Origin of the sequence: Heliorestis convoluta, from assembly GCF_009649955.1 — a bacterium.
In the GTDB taxonomy this organism is placed as follows: Bacteria; Bacillota; Desulfitobacteriia; order Heliobacteriales; family Heliobacteriaceae; genus Heliorestis; species Heliorestis convoluta.
The window spans coordinates 2,619,677-2,636,799 of sequence record NZ_CP045875.1 but is presented as its reverse complement, the minus strand read 5'-3'; the positions used below and the strand labels follow the sequence as shown (position 1 = coordinate 2,636,799).

Genomic DNA, 17,123 nt, shown 5'->3' with positions numbered 1-17,123 from the left:
GCAATCGAAACAACACATAACAGCAGCTAAAAAGGAACAAAAACCCAAGCCCTCAGTGACCTCAGAAGAATCGCTTTTTACGGAGCCCGAATCGTAGAGCGGCACAACAAACCAGTTCAGACAGTCATCCTATACGCAGGAGACGTAGAAGAATCTATAGAAGACTTAGATATGGGCTCGCTCAGCTACAAAGTAAAAAATCTATACTTCAAAGGTCACGACGGAGACAAAGAACTAGCAAGAATCAAGCAAAAAGCAGAAAAAGGAGAAGACCTCGACGACTATGACCAACTCAAACTAATCTTCCTCCCCTTCATGAAAAGCAAGAAAGACAAAGAAGAAAGAACCATAGAAGCAGTAAAACTAGCCAAAACCCTAAAGTCACCAAATAGCTTCTTTGTAATCGGAGCTATCATAGCCATATCGGACACCTTTCTTTCCCAAAGCACCAAAAAAGCATTAATGGAGGTGTTAAAAATGACAGAAATCGAACAATGGATTCGAGAAGAAGGTCGAGAAGAAGGCCGCCAAGAAACCCTACGAGAAAAAACCATAGCCGCCCTAAAAGCCGGCCTCGAAGTCACTCTCGTAGCTCAAATCATGGGACTAGAGATAGAAGAAGTACGGAAGCTGCAAAAAGAAATGAAGTAACCATTCATGCCGTGATTTTATCACCAAGTGAAGTCGGTTGTTAATTTTAATTTCGGATGCTGCAAAACGCAAAAAAGGATGAATATGTTGGAAAAGTGGGAAGTGTTTCTAGATACACGATTCGATCCTATATACAGAATTCTATTTGCCAAACCTGAATTTATCTATGATATAACCAGCGATATGCTGGACTTGCATGGTGATAATAGGTTGACAAAAGAAAACGCTAGTCAAGTTTTAGAACGATTGAGTAATGAAGATGCTAACACAGCAAAAGTTCTTTTATCACTTGAAAAATATTGTAAAGATCGAAGATTTATCGCTTTATATGAGGCAAAATTTAAAGCAGAGATGGATCATAAATTCGAAAAAAGGTAAGACCGTTGGCCTACCTAAGATCAACAAAAGCGTAACCAAGCGGAAATATTTTATCCGGTTGGTTTTTTGCGTGCTAAGACTTCTTTTAGCGTGCTTATCCAGACGAACACATGGACATCCTATAAAGTGTTATAAATTACATAGTAGAAGCTAGAACATTCTTTGTGGAGATGATAGCATGATCGAACTATCAGAATCTAGGAGCAATGAAACAGGAAGAACTTCTCCAGCAAAAGAATCCGAATCTTTTAGCTTTTCTTCCAGTAGTAGATCGTAGTTGTTACAAAGAAAATCCCGCAAAGCAACTGTCTAGAAGCGCCGACGCCATTCTTAAAAGCTCCCTACCGGTTCATGAAAAAAGAGAAGCTTTACTACAAGCTCTTTTATTGGTTGGATACGTTTACAATCAAGAATTAATGATACAATTTCTTACGGAGGTGGATGAACTGATCAACTTAGAGGAATCCCTTGCCTACCAAGAAATTATCAAAAAAGGCGAAGAACTAGGTGAAGAACGAGGAAAAAAGAAAGCGCTGACAGAAACACTACTTCGCCAGCTAACAATTAAGTTTGGGAAGCTCTCACCAGCTTTTGCTGAGCTTATAGAAGAACAAGATTGTAACACCTTACAGATACTTGCTGATAAAATTTTTGATTTTGAAAAGGTTGAAGAACTTGAGAAATATCTCATGAGTTGCTCCTAGAACCCAGGCGGAAGTATTCTATCCGGTTGAACAAACTATAAGAAAGAAAACAAAAAGGCACCTACTGGTAATAAAACCCCAGAAGGTGCTTTTTTGCTTTATTCACTATCCATCCCTAGATATCGGAAAATATATCGGACATATTTCTCATAATAAGTCAGTACATCTTGAATAGAGCTGTAAACAATATGATCATCAATTTTCTGGTACTCATGGACAATGACATTACGCAAACCTGTAGAAGGCGCTATTTTTAGTGCAAACTCTATAGGAAGGATTTCTGCTTCACCTAATTCAATAAATGATGAAAAATAATCGGCGGTCGGTCCTTTTTTCAGCGCTTTGAGAATCATGTTGTTAATATCAGTTGCCACTTCTACAATCAATTGAATCGTTCGCTCAATAGCTCTTTTATGAAGGGTATTTTTTTTATACTCTTCTTCACTAAGGTGTGCACTAATTGTCTCTAGTTCTTCGCAATAGCCTTTCAGAATTAATAACTTTTCCAATATGATTTCTTTTTCTATAAAGGTCACTTATCATCACCCTTCCAAACGTGATTGAAGGTACGCTTTGCGTTGGTCACGAAATTTCTTCGTGTCATAGTAGTACCGTTGCGCATAAAGACTATATCGATAGAAATCGCCTTGCTCTTTTTCATAGAGAAGGCGGCCTTTGGTGACGACTTCAAACTTCATAAGACCTGATGATGTTTGTAAATTGATTAGATCGATTTTATCGGATTGGAAGAGTAGGGCTAAGTCCATAATCAGTTGCAGCTGTTGTTCCGGTGTGATACATTTATCACTTAGGAATGCTAGATCAATGTCGCTTACACCGGGTCGAAAGTGTGCTTGTCCATAACTTCCAATAAGAATAAGTAGTTGTAGGTTATATTTCTGGGCTGTTTTTTCTATATGTGGTTTTTGTTTTTTCATTTCAAAGCGATCTGCCATCAAATATACACCCTCCTTTTTCCACTCCTATCTATTATTTTACTAAAATCCCCAAAAAATTAAAAGAGAAAATTATCCCAGTGTGCAAGAAGAACCGTCCCTCTATGCTACTAAGCGCCACCAAGGGGACCATAAAAGAAAAAAAGGAGGCTAAGCTTATGGGAGCCGTCATTCTCAATGCCACAGAAAGTGAAAACACCATCTTGCACGATATTGAAAGCTTGCTAACAAAAAAGCTGGCCCAAAAGAATGTGCCAGTACACGCTTTTCAGCTTCGCAAACAACGCATCCTACCTTGTACAGCTTGTGGTAGTTGTTCCATGCAATCGCCAGGACTTTGTGTGGCCCAAGATGATCAACATGAAATAATGAAAGCTATTGTGAACAACTCTCTATTAGTGCTACTTACGCCCATTCGTTTTGGCGGTTATAACAGTTTGCTCAAAAAAGCAGCTGACAAATTTCAACTTATGGCCTTGCCTACTTTTGCCTGCTACCAGGGGCATATGATCCGTGCTGGACGATACAATAACCTGAAAGCCTTGCTTGCTATTGGTATAGAAGAAATAGAACTACCAGGGCAAGCTAAGAGCTTTGCAGCACTGGTGGAACATAATGCTCTGAATATGCAAGTGTCTTATCATCAAGCACTTACTTTTAAACGATCCCAATCTCTCGGCCAAATAGAAGCTGTCATTGCGACGACCCTAAAGGAGTGCTGCCATGATGAGCACTAAAAGAACACAGCAACATATGGTTATTATTGCCGGCAGTACACGGAAGAAAAAAACCTCTTTTCGCTTTGCCGAAGCCATCCAAAAAAGCACCGAAGCGGCTGGCCATAGTGCAACACTTTACCATGTTGTCGACCTTTTTGAGCAAGAAGGCAAAGTAGAAGAACTCAAAAAGTCTATTGCTGAAAGTCATACGCTTTGCTTGGTCGCACCTGTTTATACCGATACCTTGCCCTATCCCACGCTTTGGCTCCTGGAAAAGCTTGCTTCCGAAGCGCCTGATTTGCTAGAAGATAAAAAATTTTTCGCACTGGGCCAGTGTGGATTTCCAGACGTAACCCGTTGTGAGCCCTTGCTAGAAACCTGCCGATTTTTTGCCCTAACCACGAAAATGCGTTGGATGGGTGGGCTAGGCTACGGTGGTGGTTCCCTCATTAATGGAGTTGCCTTCGAAAGCCTTGGCTCTAAAGGCAAAAAGCTTCTTTCCGCCATGGAAATAGCTGCACAAGATGTACTGGCAGATCGAATGATTTCAGAAAAAGCGCAAAAATTGCTTCAAGGCCAGATCCCAACCTTGCTGATTCGACCACTCTGTACTTTATTGAATTATCAAATAAAAAAAGAAGCCAAACAAAAAGGTGTGACAGATCTGTTCGCAAAGCCTTATCAAAGGTAAGAGGACACAATATGCTTGATTTAAAATGAGGAGAGAACAAGAAAAAATGAAATACGGCCTCCAAGACAGTACATTAGAAAGCATAATCACCATTTTTTCCAAAAACCCAAAAATTGACAAAGCAATTCTTTATGGCTCAAGAGCACAAGGGAATTTTAAAAATGGCTCTGATATAGACGTAGCGTTAGTAGGCAAAGAATTAGATATACGAGAACTATACAAAATATCTTTAGTGTTAGACGAACTATATTTGCCCTATAAAATTGATTTAACGATAGTTGAAAAAATTGAAAACCAAGATTTGATTGAAAATATTAATAGAATTGGCATTACAATCTACGAAAAATCAATCTCGCCTGGGTAAGAGGACAGTAACCGACTGTAGATTAGCACGAGCCTCATTCAGCCTGCTTTCGCCTACATTTTCTTGATCTATCGCTTGAGCAATCGATTGAATAGCACTAGTTACAGATTGTTGAGCCCTCATCATTTGATCGTAAACACGGCGCTGTGTATACAAAATACATTCTTTAAGATAATCTTCCGATTGGCGATGGCAAGCGCATTAAAAGCCGGCTTTGATATGGAGATACTTCCTGCTATTATGAATGGAGATCCTTGTAATTCTGAAAAGGAGGGCGTTCTGCTTTGAAATCCTATAGAAAAAGCGAAAGCATTGGCAACGACGACGGCCAACTCTGATCTGGCACACCTGCCTTTAGATAGCCAAGAAGGAATGGACTATCTAGAATGGATGAACTTAGCTCTTGCTTTTGCCCAAGAAAACCGCCTTGTAATCATGGCTCAAGTTCAAGAAGTCTTGTCCCAATACTTTTCTGATCTATCCTTTGAAAAACCGATCAACGCTCATCACAATTACGCTGCTTTAGAGAACCACTTTAATCGAGATCTGGTTGTTTATCGTAAGGGATCGATTCGTGTTGCCATGGGAGAATTAGGAATCATCCCCGGTGCTATGGGCATGCACTCCTATATTGTTCGTGGCCATGGACAAGCCAAAGCTCTGCACTCCTGCTCCCACGGTGCGGGACGCATTCTTTCTCGCAAAGGAGCACTAAAAGCCTACTCTCCCGAACAAGTCATGAAAGAACTGAGTCAACGAAAAGTCATCCTAGGGAAACGAAAGCAGGGAATCATACTGTCGGCATATATCCCTTATGTAACGATGATACTTGCAAATTTCTTGCAATTGACTTTGATAAAGGAACGTGGCAAGAAGACGCATCTATCTTCACTGATACTTGTGCAGAATTGAATGTCCCTGCAATCCTCGAACGATCTCGCTCAGGAAATGGCGGACATGTATGGATCTTTTTTGAAGCAGCTATTGAAGCATCTCGGGCTAGACAATTAGGAACAGCCATTCTCACAAAGTGTTTATCAAAACGCCATGAAATAGGCTTTGAATCTTACGACCGACTCTTTCCAAATCAAGACACAATGCCAAAAGGAGGATTTGGTAATTTGATTGCCCTTCCTCTTCAAGGTCAATCAAAATTACAAGGAAATAGCATTTTTCTCGATAGGCAATTCATACCTTATGAAGATCAATGGAAATTTTTATCCAGCGTTCTAAAGATGACAACAGATCAAGTAGAATCAACAATATTAGATATAGAAAAGTCCACAGGAATTCTTCCAGTAAAGTTAAGTGTATTAGAAGAAAGAGAGCCCTGGAAAGATGTTTCCGATCAAGAAAAGAGATCTTCGAACATTGAAGGAGCACTTCCTTCAACTATAAAAGTGATAGAAAGCAATTCTTTTTATGTAGAGAAGAGCGGCCTACCTACTACATTTATGCAAAAGCTCATGACCATAGCAGCTTTTCAAAATCCTGAGTTTTACAAAGCCCAATCCATGAGGCTTTCTACGTACGGAAAGCCAAGAATCATTAGTTGTGCAGAAAACAGCCCTACCTACATCATTCTGCCTAGAGGTTGCAAAGAAGAACTCATAGACTTGTTCAATGAGCATAACATTACGTTAATTTGGGAGGAACAGAGAGAAAAAGGAAAAACAATAAAAATAAATTTTATCGGAGAACTAACAGAATTACAGAAAACTGCAGTAAATGAGTTAATAAAACATGACAATGGAGTTCTCTCTGCTACAACTGCTTTTGGTAAAACCGTTGTGGCTTCGTGGATGATTGTAGAACGAAAAGTAAACACCTTGATTCTGGTGCATCGACGACACTTGATGGACCAATGGAAAGAGCGGTTAGGAAGTTTTTTGAATATAACTCCCAATTCTATCGGCACTATTGGTGGGGGAAAAGAGAAACGAACAGGATATATTGATATTGGAGTCATACAAAGTCTAAATGTAAAAGGGCAAATTAAGGACTTCATTGCAGAATACGGACATATTGTTGTAGACGAGTGTCACCATATCTCGGCATATAGCTTTGAACAGGTAATGAAAAAAGCGAAGGCAAAGTATGTTCTAGGTCTAACAGCTACACCTGTAAGGAAAGACGGACACCATCCTATAGTAATGATGCAGTGTGGTCCCATCCGTTTCAAAGTGGATGCCAAAAAGCAGGCGTTAAATAGACCATTTGCTCATATAGTAGTCCCACGGTATACAAGCTTTACCATTTCCACAAATAAAGAAAACTTAACTATCCAGGAGATCTACTCGCAATTAGTCGAAGACAAGGCAAGAAACGATCTAATTTTTGATGATATATTACTAGCTCTTGAAGCAGGCCGAACACCAATATTGTTATCAGAAAGAACAAACCACGTGGAGTATTTTGAAAAAAGGTTAAAAAACTTCGCAAAAAACGTTATCGTGCTTCGGGGTGGCTTAGGCTCTAAGCAAAGAAAAGAAGTGTATGAAAAAATAGCGAATATTCCTGATAACGAAGAACGGGTATTAATTGCTACGGGGAGATATATCGGTGAGGGCTTTGACGATGCCCGATTGGATACTTTATTCCTAGCCTTACCCATATCCTGGAAAGGCACCTTGCAACAATATGCTGGCCGATTACACCGTCTGCATCATAGCAAGAATGAAGTGAAGATATATGACTATGTCGATAAAAATGTCCCAGTATTGGAGAAAATGTATCACAAAAGGCTAAAAGGTTATCAAATGCTTGGGTACAACGTAGGAGGTAAAGGTGAAGTAGGTGCTATTCGACCTCTTTTTTAAAAAAGCAAACAAATAGTACAAGGAGCACAAGAGGGAGCGTAAAGTGACGGTTCTTCTGTGTTTTTTAGTATGGCAAAGCAATTTGCTAGCACTAAAAAATGACACAGCAGAGCCGTCCCCCTTTGCTTCGTCCCCCTTCTACTCCTACTCAAACAACTGCAAATACTCCCCGTAGCCTTCCTTCTCCAGATCTTCTTTCGGTATAAAACGCAAAGCTGCCGAGTTAATGCAATAGCGAAGACCTGTTGGCGCAGGACCATCCTTAAAGACATGTCCAAGATGGGAGTCCGCCGTTTTACCTCGAACTTCAGTTCGAGTCATAAAATGACTAAAATCTTTGCGCTCTTCAACTTCATCAGCCAGCAAAGGCCTGGTAAAGCTAGGCCAACCACAGCCAGAATCGAACTTGTCTTTTGATGAAAAAAGTGGTTCGCCGCTGATAATATCAACATAGATACCTTCTTGCTTTTGATCCCAGTACTCATTGCGAAAAGGCGGTTCTGTGCCATTGTTTTGCGTAACCTGGTATTGCATGGGCGTTAACTTTTTCAGAGCTTCTTCTTTGTTGAAGAAGCCTTTTCTTTTGTCCTTCAATTAAAATCTCCCCTTCTTTGGTAATAGTCGTAGTAAAAAATTTCTTCTATATTACAACAACCTCATTAATTGCCAGAGTCTACGCATCTTAACCCCCAAAATGCCCTCTAACCCTTACGCCACAGGGCTAAGCGAAATTGTCACGAAAACGTGAAAATTCCAGAAATCCCGATACAAATACGACAAAAAACATGTTAGCTTTCCACCTAACGGTTCAATTTTCCACAAAAAAAAGGATTCCTCAACCCATTTGCGAAGTGTTTAAGCGCTAACCAAAAACACACAAAGGGAGGAATCCTCTATGCATAGTTTATCACAAGAACCCGATATGATGGAAGATCATCTTCGTATTCCTAACAAGAAAAAAAGGAAGAAATCGAATAAAAAGAAGAACGGCAAATGGGTAGGACATAAAGTGGGTCGCGAGATAGAAGACTTCGCCTGTTATACAACAAAAATACACGATTTTTCTCGAAGGTAGTATTTTGTCCGGATAAGCCGTGTCTGGTGATGCTACAATGAGTCGGGTATGCATTTTTACTACATTCCATCCCTTTGTAACATAGGCCCAGTCGCATATATTTTCCGGTAATTTTAGATGGGTTGCATCAAGAATGCTTAGTATGCCAATTCTTTTTGATAATCCTTTTGAATGTTGTGTCACGTTCGAAGCTTTTCCACAACCATTATATATAAATCTCGAAGCAACTCCGTTGGTAATACGTTAATTCGTCGACTTAATTGAGAGCCACTAAACGTTTCTATTCCAAATTCTTTACAAAGTTCAGGATTCGCCTTCGATCTTTTTTCTATTTCTGTGTAAGACAGCCAGCCATCAAGCTGAGCAGCTACAAATATTTTAATAAGTCCATCGGTATCAAGTTAGGGAGGTAGAAGAAATGGGAGGGACAAGATCCAACCATAGAAAAAGCCGTGCGCTACCTATTAATGCTGATTCATGCGCTTTCTATAACTTGAACTGTATCAAGTCTCTTTAAAACTATGTTCTTCAATTATCGCCACAATTTCCTCTAAATCGTACTTATGATTTGACCACATCTACAACAAAATCAACGGCTTTTTTGGGATGCATTTCAAAATGATATCCATTATAAGCTAGAAACTGAAGCAACGCCAAAAAAGCCGTTCTTTTATTGGCATTATGGAAAGCATGATTTTTGGCTAGTGATTCTAATAAAGCCCCTGCTTTTTCAAACAAAGTTGGATAAGCATCACGACCAAAAGCCGATTGTTTAGCGGTAATTAACAAGCAATTAGATGAAGTTTATCACGATAGAGTTCTTCCATTGAAAGAAATCACAACGGTCAGACATCATGATTCGTCTGTGGAAAATCTTATTCTAGAACACATCATTACGAATGATCCTGTTGAAATGAATCAATTACTAAGTGATATTTCTAACCACCGTAATGAAATGGATCATGCAATTGAAAGGTATTTAGATTCTTATTTAGTTCCTGAAGAAGAGAAGCTAATGAACGAACTTATAACACTGTTGCCTATACTAAGAGAGTATGAGAATAAAGTTTTGCAATTAAGTAGTCAAAAAAACACAGAAGAACTTAACGCATTGATGCAAGGAGATTACGAAGCACAGGAAGAAAAAGTTAATCACATTTTTGATTTCTTAGTACAACTAAATCAAGATATAGCCTATGAAAAATACGCTTATTCACAAAAAATTGAGATTGTCATATACATTGTACTTTTCAGTCTTATCATTATAGTGGCCTCAATATCTTGGCTAATTGGTAAAGAATTGATAATCGCGATAAATAAAACTGTACAAAACTTAAATACCTTTGTTGTTGATTTGGTTAGCTCATCTAGGGAACTAGAAAAAACATCCGAAGAATCAGGAAAGGGATCAGAGCAAGTTGCACTTACTGTACAAGAACTAGCAAAAGGAGCTATGGAACAGTCAAAAGAAACAGTCAAATCAACATCACTACTAGAACAAGTTGTCCAGGTGATCAAAGAAGTAACAGAAAGAACAAGTTCTGTATCATCGGCTTCTGCTGAAGCTATGGACTTAACAAAAGCTGGTGTAGAGCAGTTGCACAAGGTATCAGAAGAAATTATAGTCATCGAAAAAGCAGTGAATCATAACAAAAAGGCAGCCTTTCAACTATCGGCCAAGTCAACGGAGATAGGAAAAATCGTTAGTTCCATTTCAACCATTGCTGATCAGACCAATTTACTGGCTCTCAATGCAGCCATCGAAGCAGCTAGAGCTGGTGAAGCAGGAAAAGGCTTTGCTGTTGTAGCAGATGAAGTTAGAAAACTAGCAGGGCAAGCAGGAGCAGCTGCCGTCGATATATCCAACATCATTCACAGTGTACAAGAAGAAATTAAACTCATTGTAGGGGAAATTGAAAAAGCTACCCATGTTGTGTCAGATGAAGCGAAGATGATAAAAGAGGTTGAACAACAATTTGAAGTTATATCAGCTTCCGTCAAGTCTGTTATTGAAGATATTCAAGAGGTCTCGGTAGCAACGGAAGAAATGAGGGCAAGTTCGGAAGAAGTGGTAAAGTCAGCACAAAATATATCAGTCGTCAGTGAAGAAATTTCTGCAAGCATAGAAGAAGTATCAGCCACAACAGAAGAACAATCTGCAGGAGCAGAACAAGTAGCTGAGAATGCTAGAAAGCTTATGGCAATAGCAGACAGATTAAAAACAATGGTTGAGAGATTATAACCTAGAAGGGGTAACTATTTTAGGGAGGGAAAGTGTTAATGACCCATAAAAAAATAGAAGATTTGTTAAGCTTAGATACAAATGAACTACAAAATAGAATTGCCGATATGTCAGAAGAAGAGTTTGCTCTGTTATACACGGAACTATCTATTCTAATGTTACAAGATTGGGACAAAGCAAAAAAAATAATGAAGACGTTACGTAGAAAGAATCAACAAGAAAAAAAGTAATAAGCATGTTTTTTGTGTGAAGTGTAAAGGCTTCACTTTTTTTATTTCAACGGCAACGGTTCTCTCCACCACAGCCTATAACTACACCTCTACAAAATTTCAATTGCTTATTCCGGTGAGTCTGTTAAATCTTTTATATCTTTAGAACCGAATATTAACAAGAAAATCAAAGCCAGCAGGGCTATGCTTTCAGACAAAGCCCGACCGGGAAAAGCAAGGTCTTTCTCTTTTTTCTTATCCTTTTGATAGGTCATGGATTAATCATCCTTTTCCATTCTTTTTTGAAAGGCCTCGAAAACTTCATCAATGGTCATATCGCCATTTTTCTTCAAAAACTCGGCCAATTTATTCGATTTTTCATTATTATTGTTCAAGTACTTGCCTAGCAGCTCTACGGACACAACAGGTGATCCCCGAAAAAGTTTTACAGAGTCCACCTTGAGTTTACCTGTTAGCAACAAAGCTGCTGTAACGATGTCGAGATTTTTGCCTAAAAATAAATCATGGGTCCCGTAGTCTGTAATTTTTCGGCAGTTCTTTCCTTTGTTTCCGTGCATAATAGCCAACAGCCCCTCTCTGTATAGCTTATGCTCGTAAAATTAAGATGTTTTCTTGGAATGTCATTGTCAGCAGCTTCTGTAGAAACTATGGATTTGAAAGGTCCTCCTGACTTTTATAAAAAATATTTCAAAATTATAACAATATTAGAAGGCTCCTCATAATATGTACCAGTAAATGGTAAGCAAGGGGGAGACAAAAAGTGTTTTACACGGCACAGTCCTGTCCCGACCAAACCTGTGTAATAGCAAAGTCTTTAGATAAAGACTTTCCAGAAAAACCTCGCGTCTTTAAACAAAGTCAAGTTAATCAAGAAGTAGAATTGCCTGCTAATAAGGCAGAAATTGTGAAGATCCTTGAAGTAACAGTAACAGCCAAACAGATTGTATCTATGCGATTTGTCGAAACGCCGAAAGGAAGTGCATTAGACAAAACCAAGTTAACGGGTAAAAAAGCTGTTGTTGAAGGCTTTATCTGTTATCGTCTCGTTTACGAAAGTCCCTGTGGTAATGTTAGTACATTGGAACAGAAGCTGTCGTTTTTTGATTATGTCGTCATTCCAGAACACTGGAATGATGAGGATCCCATTCGATCTTTTCTTGTAGTAGAAGATCTTGTAGTCTGTCCAAAAAACAAACGAAATTTCGTCATAAATGCTCTGTTGTTCATTCATTTGAAAAACTTTTGCCCACCACCCAAGCCCTGCCCACCGCCCAAGCCCTGCCCACCGCCCAAGCCCTGCCCACCGCCCAAGCCTTGCCCACCGCCCAAGCCTTGTCCACCGCCCAAGCCTTGTCCACCACCAAAACCCTGCCCACCGCCACTTTGCTGTCCTACGCAGAAGGTAAACAATGATGCAACTGCTACATCGAAAAGTCCTGTTACAATATATCAAACTTTTTCGATCCATAATTTCGTCCGCCCGACGAAAGTCCACCAAAAAAATAGAAAAAAGATCAGCAAGTGGCCATAGGAGGCAGAACCAATTTCCATAATTTGACATAACTTAAAGTGAGCGGAAAACCTCCGCATCATACTTTACCAGGGAGGAATGTTTTGTGTATCCATTCTCAAAAAAACCTTATTGTCCACCGAAGGAGGGGTGCCCACGTTCTAAGACTATCTTCTGCCCAGTTAGACCTGTTGACCAAGTGCCACAACCGAATAACGTAACACCCTATGCAAATCAATTCACAGTTTGGGAGCATTTAACGCTACCAGATGGTTTACCAGACATCAAAGAACTGAAGACAGTTGACAGAATCGAGGTTTGCGTTACAGCCAAGAAAGTTGTACCAACTCCAGCAGTAACCGCTACAGATGGAACAGTATTCACAGGTCGTAAGCTTTGCTTTGAAGGCTATGTTGACCAGACGATTCAGTATTGCGATCATGGCGGTCATGTCTATTGTGTAGATTTCCAGTTTCCTTTTAGCGCATATATCATTATTCCTGACGAGATTAACGGTACCGATCCGCTGCAAATACACCAAAATAACATTATCATCGACACCTATGTAGAATGTTGCGCTCTCACACCTCAATGTGGCCGTAATATTTTCAAAAATGTTGTCATTTTTGCTTGGGCTAAGTTCATGTTCTCAGATAACGGCAACGGCAACGGTAATGGTAATGGTAACGCTGGCTAACACTTCAACAGATCAGAATTCTCTTTCTCATCAATCGTTTTCCTAATTGGCTGAACAAAGTCATCAAGAGCAGTAGCTTCCAGCTCGCCTTCCCACACCTTGCACACAGCAACTGCTCCTTTTTTTTGGCTTTAGATTCCAGTATGTGGTTACAGAAAGAAACCCGCCAGAAATTTGGCGGGTTTCTTTTAATTTCTAAAGATAATAAAAGTCAAATAAAAAAGATAGGAAATAACCAGAAAAACCCCTTCAAGCTTTCCAACTTCAAAGCTTGTTCTTGAAAAAATCAGTAGAGTAATTGTAAGTAATACCATAACAATAATATCAAAAATAATCTCACTATTTACAACAAGTGGGTGAATGGAAGCAGTCGTTCCTAGCACGAAGAAAATATTAAAGATGTTACTTCCCACTATGTTTCCTAAAGCGATTTCAGTTTCTTTCTTTAATGCAGCAGTAGCGGATGTGATTAATTCGGGCAAGGAAGTACCAATCGCTACAATGGTTAGACCGGCTAAGGTTTGACTCATTCCCAGAGAAAGTGCAATTGCAGTAGCATTTTTTACGACCAACTCCCCGCCAAGTATAATTCCAAAAAGACCAGCCAAAGTCAGTAAAATATTCTTCTTCCATGAAGTAGGCTTCTGTTCTGCCTCTTCTTCTTTAATACTTTCCCGATTATTCCTTGCGACTTCAAATACATAGTACAAGAAAATCGCAAAAAACAGTAAGATGATAAAGCCGTCTCCTCTTGTGAGAAGGTTTTCTGTCGCCCCTTGAAGTGGTACATCACTAACCAAAATCAATAAAACAATAGTTGCCAACAATGCAAAGGGTATTTCTTTTTTTATCGTTTCGCTTTGCACTTTTAATGGATAGATAAATGCAGCAATCCCCACAACCAATGAAGTATTCAAAATATTACTTCCCACAACATTTCCGAGAGCTACGCCAGTATTTTCTTCCAACGCAGCAATGATGCTGATGGTTGCTTCAGGGGAGCTTGTTCCTAACGATACAATTGTTAAGCCGATTACGAGTGGAGAAATACGAAGAGCTCGTGCAATATTGGAGGAGCCATCAACAAATAGATCAGCCCCTTTGATTAATAATACAAAGCCTACAATTAGTAAAATATAAGCCACTCTTTGACCTCTTTCTCATAACAGAACTAATGCTATGGTTACACGAATGGAAGCAAAATACTCTGCCAGCAAAATGGAACAATATTCCTTAAACAAGAAAAAACCGTTGGCCTATTTTATAAAGTAGGTCAACGGTTTGTAGTAGATACAATTAAACTATAGTTTTAATATGAAAAAATATTTTCTCGAAGTCTTTTTCATGCCAACTTTTTTCGAACCTTAGGCTGGTAAAGTAAGAATTTGTCCAATATACAAGTAGTTCGGGTTAATCGTAGGGTTTGCCTGAATAAGGCTCGTCAAAGAAATACCGAACTGTTGAGCAATTTTCCACATACTATCTCCAGCAACAACGGTATAGGAATTTTGCGTTGGGATGGTTAAAGTTTGTCCTATATAGATGGTTGTTGAAGTAAGATGATTGACCTGGATGAGCGCTTGAACAGTAAGTCCGTGGGTAGTAGCTATCTTCCAAAGGCTATCGCCAGCTTTAACAGTATAGGTTGTTTTGATGTCTTTGTTCGCTTCACCGGGCATGACAACCTTTTTTTGTGGCGGCAATTGATATTGTTTTGGAATTACAGGGGCTTTCGCTTCATGTCCCGGCAATGTCTTTCCTGCTGTCCAGGCGCCTTCGGGGAGAACACGTCTAACTGTGTAAAAGTTACTACCCCACCAGTAACGAACATCATTCACAATACCGATAGCAGTCGGATTTCCAGCGTCGGCCGTTCCGATAACAGCCGGCTTTCCGTCAATCATCCCCATGTAGATAGCGACATGGCTAATGTACTTATTCCCATTTGCATCTTTTTGCCAATAGGTGAAAATATCACCGGGAAGAAGATTTTCAGTTCCTTGGATCGCCCAATGGTTTCCCTGCTTGGTAGCATAGGCGCCTTCAACTTTCTTGCCTACCGAATTGTAGTTTCTCGCTGTCGTCGTGATGTTAAAGCCAAAATCACTATATACAAGAGAAACAAAATTGGAACAATCTACGATGCCGTAGTCTTTATAGCCTTTAAACTGACGACCGTAGACCATATAGCCATGTTCCATGTACCAAATGGCTCGTTCAATTAGCTGATCTGCAAGGCTATCTTTCATAAAAGCATAATTGTTGCGGTACTCTTTGATTTTTACGACTTCATCATTTTGGTAGCCCTCTATGTACTTTTCATACTTCACGATCGCTTCAGATGTAGAGTACCTTGCCCAAAAAGCATGGGCCGGAAGTGTTACAGAAAAGGTTAAGAATGTTGCTAGTAACAATGCCGTGATTCTTTTCAAAATAGCCACCCCTTGAAAGTATTAATTCATCCTCTGTAACCATTCTATTAACCTATAAGCACTATATCAATATTTTATATATGGCTTTAGCGGTATATTAAGGAACAACATCACAACAAAAAACAACAACCTTATTCTTGGAAATAAAGCAATTTAATCCACAAAGCGACATGAGAATCTGTGGATAATGTGGATAACGTGAATAAGGTGCATAAGAAAAAACGCTACAGATTCAAATCTGAGCGTTTTTTCCTTTCAAGACAGAGACTTACTTGAATTTTCATGAACATCACATTGCCTTTTGCGAAAGAAAGTCAAATTATTTAAGAACTTTCTAAAAAAGACCGTTGCAATCGCTGCAGAGAAGCCGATGGCCAAAATGATTGCTGTGCCTTGCGTCAACGGCTCAATGTAGCCTGCAAGGTCACCAACAACCAATAAGCTCATGGATTTATAAAACCATAAACCCGGTAACAAAGGCACAAAGCCGGCAACGATAAAAGCAGTCGTTGGGATCTTACAGATTCGAGCAGAAAATTCGCAAGTAATAGCAACAGCCAAAGCTCCACAAAAGACGGAAGCAGTGAGGCTAAAGCCTATCTTACCAAAGAAAAGAAAGGAGACCAATCCCAAGAAGGAAGCAAGGGCTGTGAAGGGAAGAGACTTCATCGGTGATTTCAAAAAGATATTAAAGAGCAGTGCAATCATAATCGCTAAGATAGCAGCTTTCACCGGATTGACGGCCATTAAAGAAGAGTAACCCTCTTGGAAAGGTACTTTAGACAAGGATAAGACAATGCCGACACCGCTAAATAAAGCCACTGTCAAGCCAGCCGCTTCAAGACCTCGTAAAGCACCGCTTGTTAAATCACCAGACGATAAATCTCGTACAGCATTCACCATTTGAATACTAGGAATTGCAATTAGCATCAAACCGATGATGACAGGTGCTATATTGAAAGGAATTACGTAGTAGAGCAAAACAGCAAGGGTAGCACCTATCATGCCGATAGACATTTCTTTGAAAAAAAGCACTTGCTCTACTTTGATTTTTCGAATAATAACAAAAGTTAGAACAACAACAATAAAAGCCATCATGGCCTCTAAGGGGCCACTATTGTTTAACAGAGCAATCAAAGCGCCGTTAATGCCTGCAATAAAGGTAGTTATACCGAAAGATATAGAACTAGAGCTTTCTTCTATCTTTTTAAGCTGCTTATAAGCCTCCTCAGGGGAAATTCTTTTGCAACTGACTCGTCTCGATAAATCATTTAATAGAGTTATTTTTTCTAGGTCTAAATCTCTTTCGCGGATTCTTGTAAAGTGACTCTTTTGGTCATCCTTGTCATCATAATAGGTTAGCATGACGACAGAGGTGGTTGCATAAGCTTCAAGCTTCTTGAGACCAAAGGCAGTACCGCAGCGCTCCATACTTTCTTCAATACGGTATGTTTCCGCACCTGACTGCAAGAGAAGCCGTCCTAGCTCGATAACAAATTCTACCTTTTTATTCATGACCACCAGTCTTTCTCTCAATGCTACTTCTCTTTATAACATAGAAATATAAAAAATTCATCCTTTCAAAAGAAAAGTATTTTTTCACTCACCACCCTTTTTTTGGACAACAAAAGTCAACATAAGCATAGTGAAAAAAA

General features: G+C 39.4%; 21 protein-coding genes and 2 pseudogenes. 13 read left to right on the top strand and 10 right to left on the bottom strand.

Translation table 11 applies throughout. The annotated features are described in order from the left end of the window. Positions 1 to 171 precede the first annotated feature (171 nt). The 3 genes from FTV88_RS12620 (at position 172) to FTV88_RS12610 (ending at position 1,733) form a co-directional block, all read left to right on the top strand. A complete protein-coding gene (locus FTV88_RS12620; RefSeq protein WP_153725940.1) occupies positions 172 to 651 on the top strand; it encodes a hypothetical protein in 480 nt (159 codons plus the stop codon). A gap of 84 nt (positions 652 to 735) precedes the next feature. Further along, the gene (locus FTV88_RS12615; protein ID WP_153725939.1) at positions 736 to 1,029 is read left to right on the top strand and encodes a hypothetical protein; all 294 of its coding nucleotides are present in this window, start codon (positions 736 to 738) and stop codon (positions 1,027 to 1,029) included. 206 nt (positions 1,030 to 1,235) lie between these two features. Then, on the top strand, positions 1,236 to 1,733 hold the full coding sequence (locus tag FTV88_RS12610) for a DUF4351 domain-containing protein (protein ID WP_153725938.1): 498 nt from the start codon (positions 1,236 to 1,238) through the stop codon (positions 1,731 to 1,733). Between the two features lie 98 nt (positions 1,734 to 1,831). Here FTV88_RS12610 and hepT read toward each other — a convergent pair whose 3' ends face one another. Both hepT and mntA read right to left on the bottom strand, forming a co-directional pair. Continuing rightward, positions 1,832 to 2,269, bottom strand: a complete 438-nt coding sequence (hepT, locus tag FTV88_RS12605; protein WP_207707875.1) for a type VII toxin-antitoxin system HepT family RNase toxin — start codon at positions 2,267 to 2,269, stop codon at positions 1,832 to 1,834. 6 nt (positions 2,270 to 2,275) lie between these two features. After that, positions 2,276 to 2,689 carry a type VII toxin-antitoxin system MntA family adenylyltransferase antitoxin gene (mntA, locus tag FTV88_RS12600; protein WP_162008042.1) on the bottom strand — a complete coding sequence of 138 codons (414 nt, stop codon included), beginning with the start codon at positions 2,687 to 2,689 and terminating at the stop codon, positions 2,276 to 2,278. Between the two features lie 158 nt (positions 2,690 to 2,847). Between mntA and FTV88_RS12595 the strand changes: the two genes are divergently transcribed. The 3 genes from FTV88_RS12595 to FTV88_RS12585 are packed head-to-tail and all read left to right on the top strand — an operon-like array spanning position 2,848 to position 4,463. After that, entirely contained in the window at positions 2,848 to 3,426 is a 579-nt protein-coding gene (locus tag FTV88_RS12595) for an NAD(P)H-dependent oxidoreductase (protein WP_162008041.1), read from the top strand. Next, positions 3,413 to 4,099 (top strand): NAD(P)H-dependent oxidoreductase, encoded by a 687-nt coding sequence (locus tag FTV88_RS12590; RefSeq protein WP_153725935.1) that lies wholly within the window; start codon positions 3,413 to 3,415, stop codon positions 4,097 to 4,099. The genes FTV88_RS12595 and FTV88_RS12590 overlap by 14 nt, the downstream gene beginning before the upstream one ends. Positions 4,100 to 4,145: 46 nt before the next feature. Then, positions 4,146 to 4,463 (top strand): nucleotidyltransferase domain-containing protein, encoded by a 318-nt coding sequence (locus tag FTV88_RS12585; RefSeq protein ID WP_153726655.1) that lies wholly within the window; start codon positions 4,146 to 4,148, stop codon positions 4,461 to 4,463. Here FTV88_RS12585 and FTV88_RS16195 read toward each other — a convergent pair. After that, a pseudogene (locus tag FTV88_RS16195) lies at positions 4,446 to 4,649 on the bottom strand (hypothetical protein); the annotation flags it as partial. The gene FTV88_RS12585 and the pseudogene FTV88_RS16195 overlap by 18 nt on opposite strands. Positions 4,650 to 4,775: 126 nt before the next feature. Between FTV88_RS16195 and FTV88_RS15670 the strand changes: the two are divergent. Then, entirely contained in the window at positions 4,776 to 5,375 is a 600-nt protein-coding gene (locus tag FTV88_RS15670) for an RtcB family protein (protein ID WP_153725934.1), read from the top strand. Then, positions 5,267 to 7,282, top strand: coding sequence for a TOTE conflict system archaeo-eukaryotic primase domain-containing protein (locus FTV88_RS12570; RefSeq protein ID WP_438266915.1), 2,016 nt, complete (start codon positions 5,267 to 5,269; stop codon positions 7,280 to 7,282). The genes FTV88_RS15670 and FTV88_RS12570 overlap by 109 nt, the downstream gene beginning before the upstream one ends. Before the next feature lie 144 nt (positions 7,283 to 7,426). Here FTV88_RS12570 and msrB read toward each other — a convergent pair. After that, a pseudogene (gene msrB, locus FTV88_RS12565) lies at positions 7,427 to 7,840 on the bottom strand (peptide-methionine (R)-S-oxide reductase MsrB); the annotation flags it as partial. A 337-nt stretch (positions 7,841 to 8,177) separates the two neighbouring features. On the opposite strand from msrB, the gene FTV88_RS12560 reads away from it, so the two are divergent. Beyond that, a complete protein-coding gene (locus FTV88_RS12560; RefSeq protein WP_153725932.1) occupies positions 8,178 to 8,357 on the top strand; it encodes a hypothetical protein in 180 nt (59 codons plus the stop codon). Between the two features lie 561 nt (positions 8,358 to 8,918). Here the strand turns inward: FTV88_RS12560 and FTV88_RS12555 are convergent. After that, complete coding sequence (locus FTV88_RS12555) at positions 8,919 to 9,146, bottom strand: type II toxin-antitoxin system death-on-curing family toxin (protein ID WP_207707873.1); 228 nt, start codon at positions 9,144 to 9,146, stop codon at positions 8,919 to 8,921. A 37-nt stretch (positions 9,147 to 9,183) separates the two neighbouring features. On the opposite strand from FTV88_RS12555, the gene FTV88_RS12550 reads away from it, so the two are divergent. Both FTV88_RS12550 and FTV88_RS12545 read left to right on the top strand, forming a co-directional pair. After that, entirely contained in the window at positions 9,184 to 10,599 is a 1,416-nt protein-coding gene (locus FTV88_RS12550) for a HAMP domain-containing methyl-accepting chemotaxis protein (protein ID WP_153725931.1), read from the top strand. A gap of 32 nt (positions 10,600 to 10,631) precedes the next feature. Beyond that, entirely contained in the window at positions 10,632 to 10,829 is a 198-nt protein-coding gene (locus FTV88_RS12545) for a hypothetical protein (RefSeq protein ID WP_153725930.1), read from the top strand. Positions 10,830 to 10,936: 107 nt separating this feature from the next. Here FTV88_RS12545 and FTV88_RS12540 read toward each other — a convergent pair whose 3' ends face one another. Continuing rightward, a complete protein-coding gene (locus tag FTV88_RS12540; RefSeq protein WP_153725929.1) occupies positions 10,937 to 11,083 on the bottom strand; it encodes a hypothetical protein in 147 nt (48 codons plus the stop codon). A 3-nt stretch (positions 11,084 to 11,086) separates the two neighbouring features. After that, positions 11,087 to 11,395: a hypothetical protein gene (locus tag FTV88_RS12535; RefSeq protein ID WP_207707872.1), complete on the bottom strand. Its 309-nt coding sequence runs from the start codon at positions 11,393 to 11,395 to the stop codon at positions 11,087 to 11,089. 194 nt (positions 11,396 to 11,589) lie between these two features. On the opposite strand from FTV88_RS12535, the gene FTV88_RS15575 reads away from it, so the two are divergent. Together FTV88_RS15575 and FTV88_RS12525 are read left to right on the top strand one after the other, a co-directional pair. Beyond that, positions 11,590 to 12,360: a DUF3794 domain-containing protein gene (locus FTV88_RS15575; protein WP_153725928.1), complete on the top strand. Its 771-nt coding sequence runs from the start codon at positions 11,590 to 11,592 to the stop codon at positions 12,358 to 12,360. 85 nt (positions 12,361 to 12,445) lie between these two features. Then, positions 12,446 to 13,036, top strand: coding sequence for a hypothetical protein (locus tag FTV88_RS12525; RefSeq protein ID WP_153725927.1), 591 nt, complete (start codon positions 12,446 to 12,448; stop codon positions 13,034 to 13,036). A gap of 188 nt (positions 13,037 to 13,224) precedes the next feature. Here FTV88_RS12525 and FTV88_RS12520 read toward each other — a convergent pair whose 3' ends face one another. The 3 genes from FTV88_RS12520 to FTV88_RS12510 all read right to left on the bottom strand — a co-directional run bounded on the left by FTV88_RS12520 (position 13,225) and on the right by FTV88_RS12510 (position 17,004). After that, complete coding sequence (locus FTV88_RS12520; RefSeq protein WP_153725926.1) at positions 13,225 to 14,181, bottom strand: calcium/sodium antiporter; 957 nt, start codon at positions 14,179 to 14,181, stop codon at positions 13,225 to 13,227. A gap of 219 nt (positions 14,182 to 14,400) precedes the next feature. Next, on the bottom strand, positions 14,401 to 15,468 hold the full coding sequence (locus FTV88_RS12515; RefSeq protein WP_207707871.1) for a LysM peptidoglycan-binding domain-containing protein: 1,068 nt from the start codon (positions 15,466 to 15,468) through the stop codon (positions 14,401 to 14,403). Between the two features lie 255 nt (positions 15,469 to 15,723). Next, positions 15,724 to 17,004 carry a threonine/serine exporter family protein gene (locus tag FTV88_RS12510; RefSeq protein ID WP_162008040.1) on the bottom strand — a complete coding sequence of 427 codons (1,281 nt, stop codon included), beginning with the start codon at positions 17,002 to 17,004 and terminating at the stop codon, positions 15,724 to 15,726. Between the last annotated feature and the right edge of the window lie 119 nt (positions 17,005 to 17,123).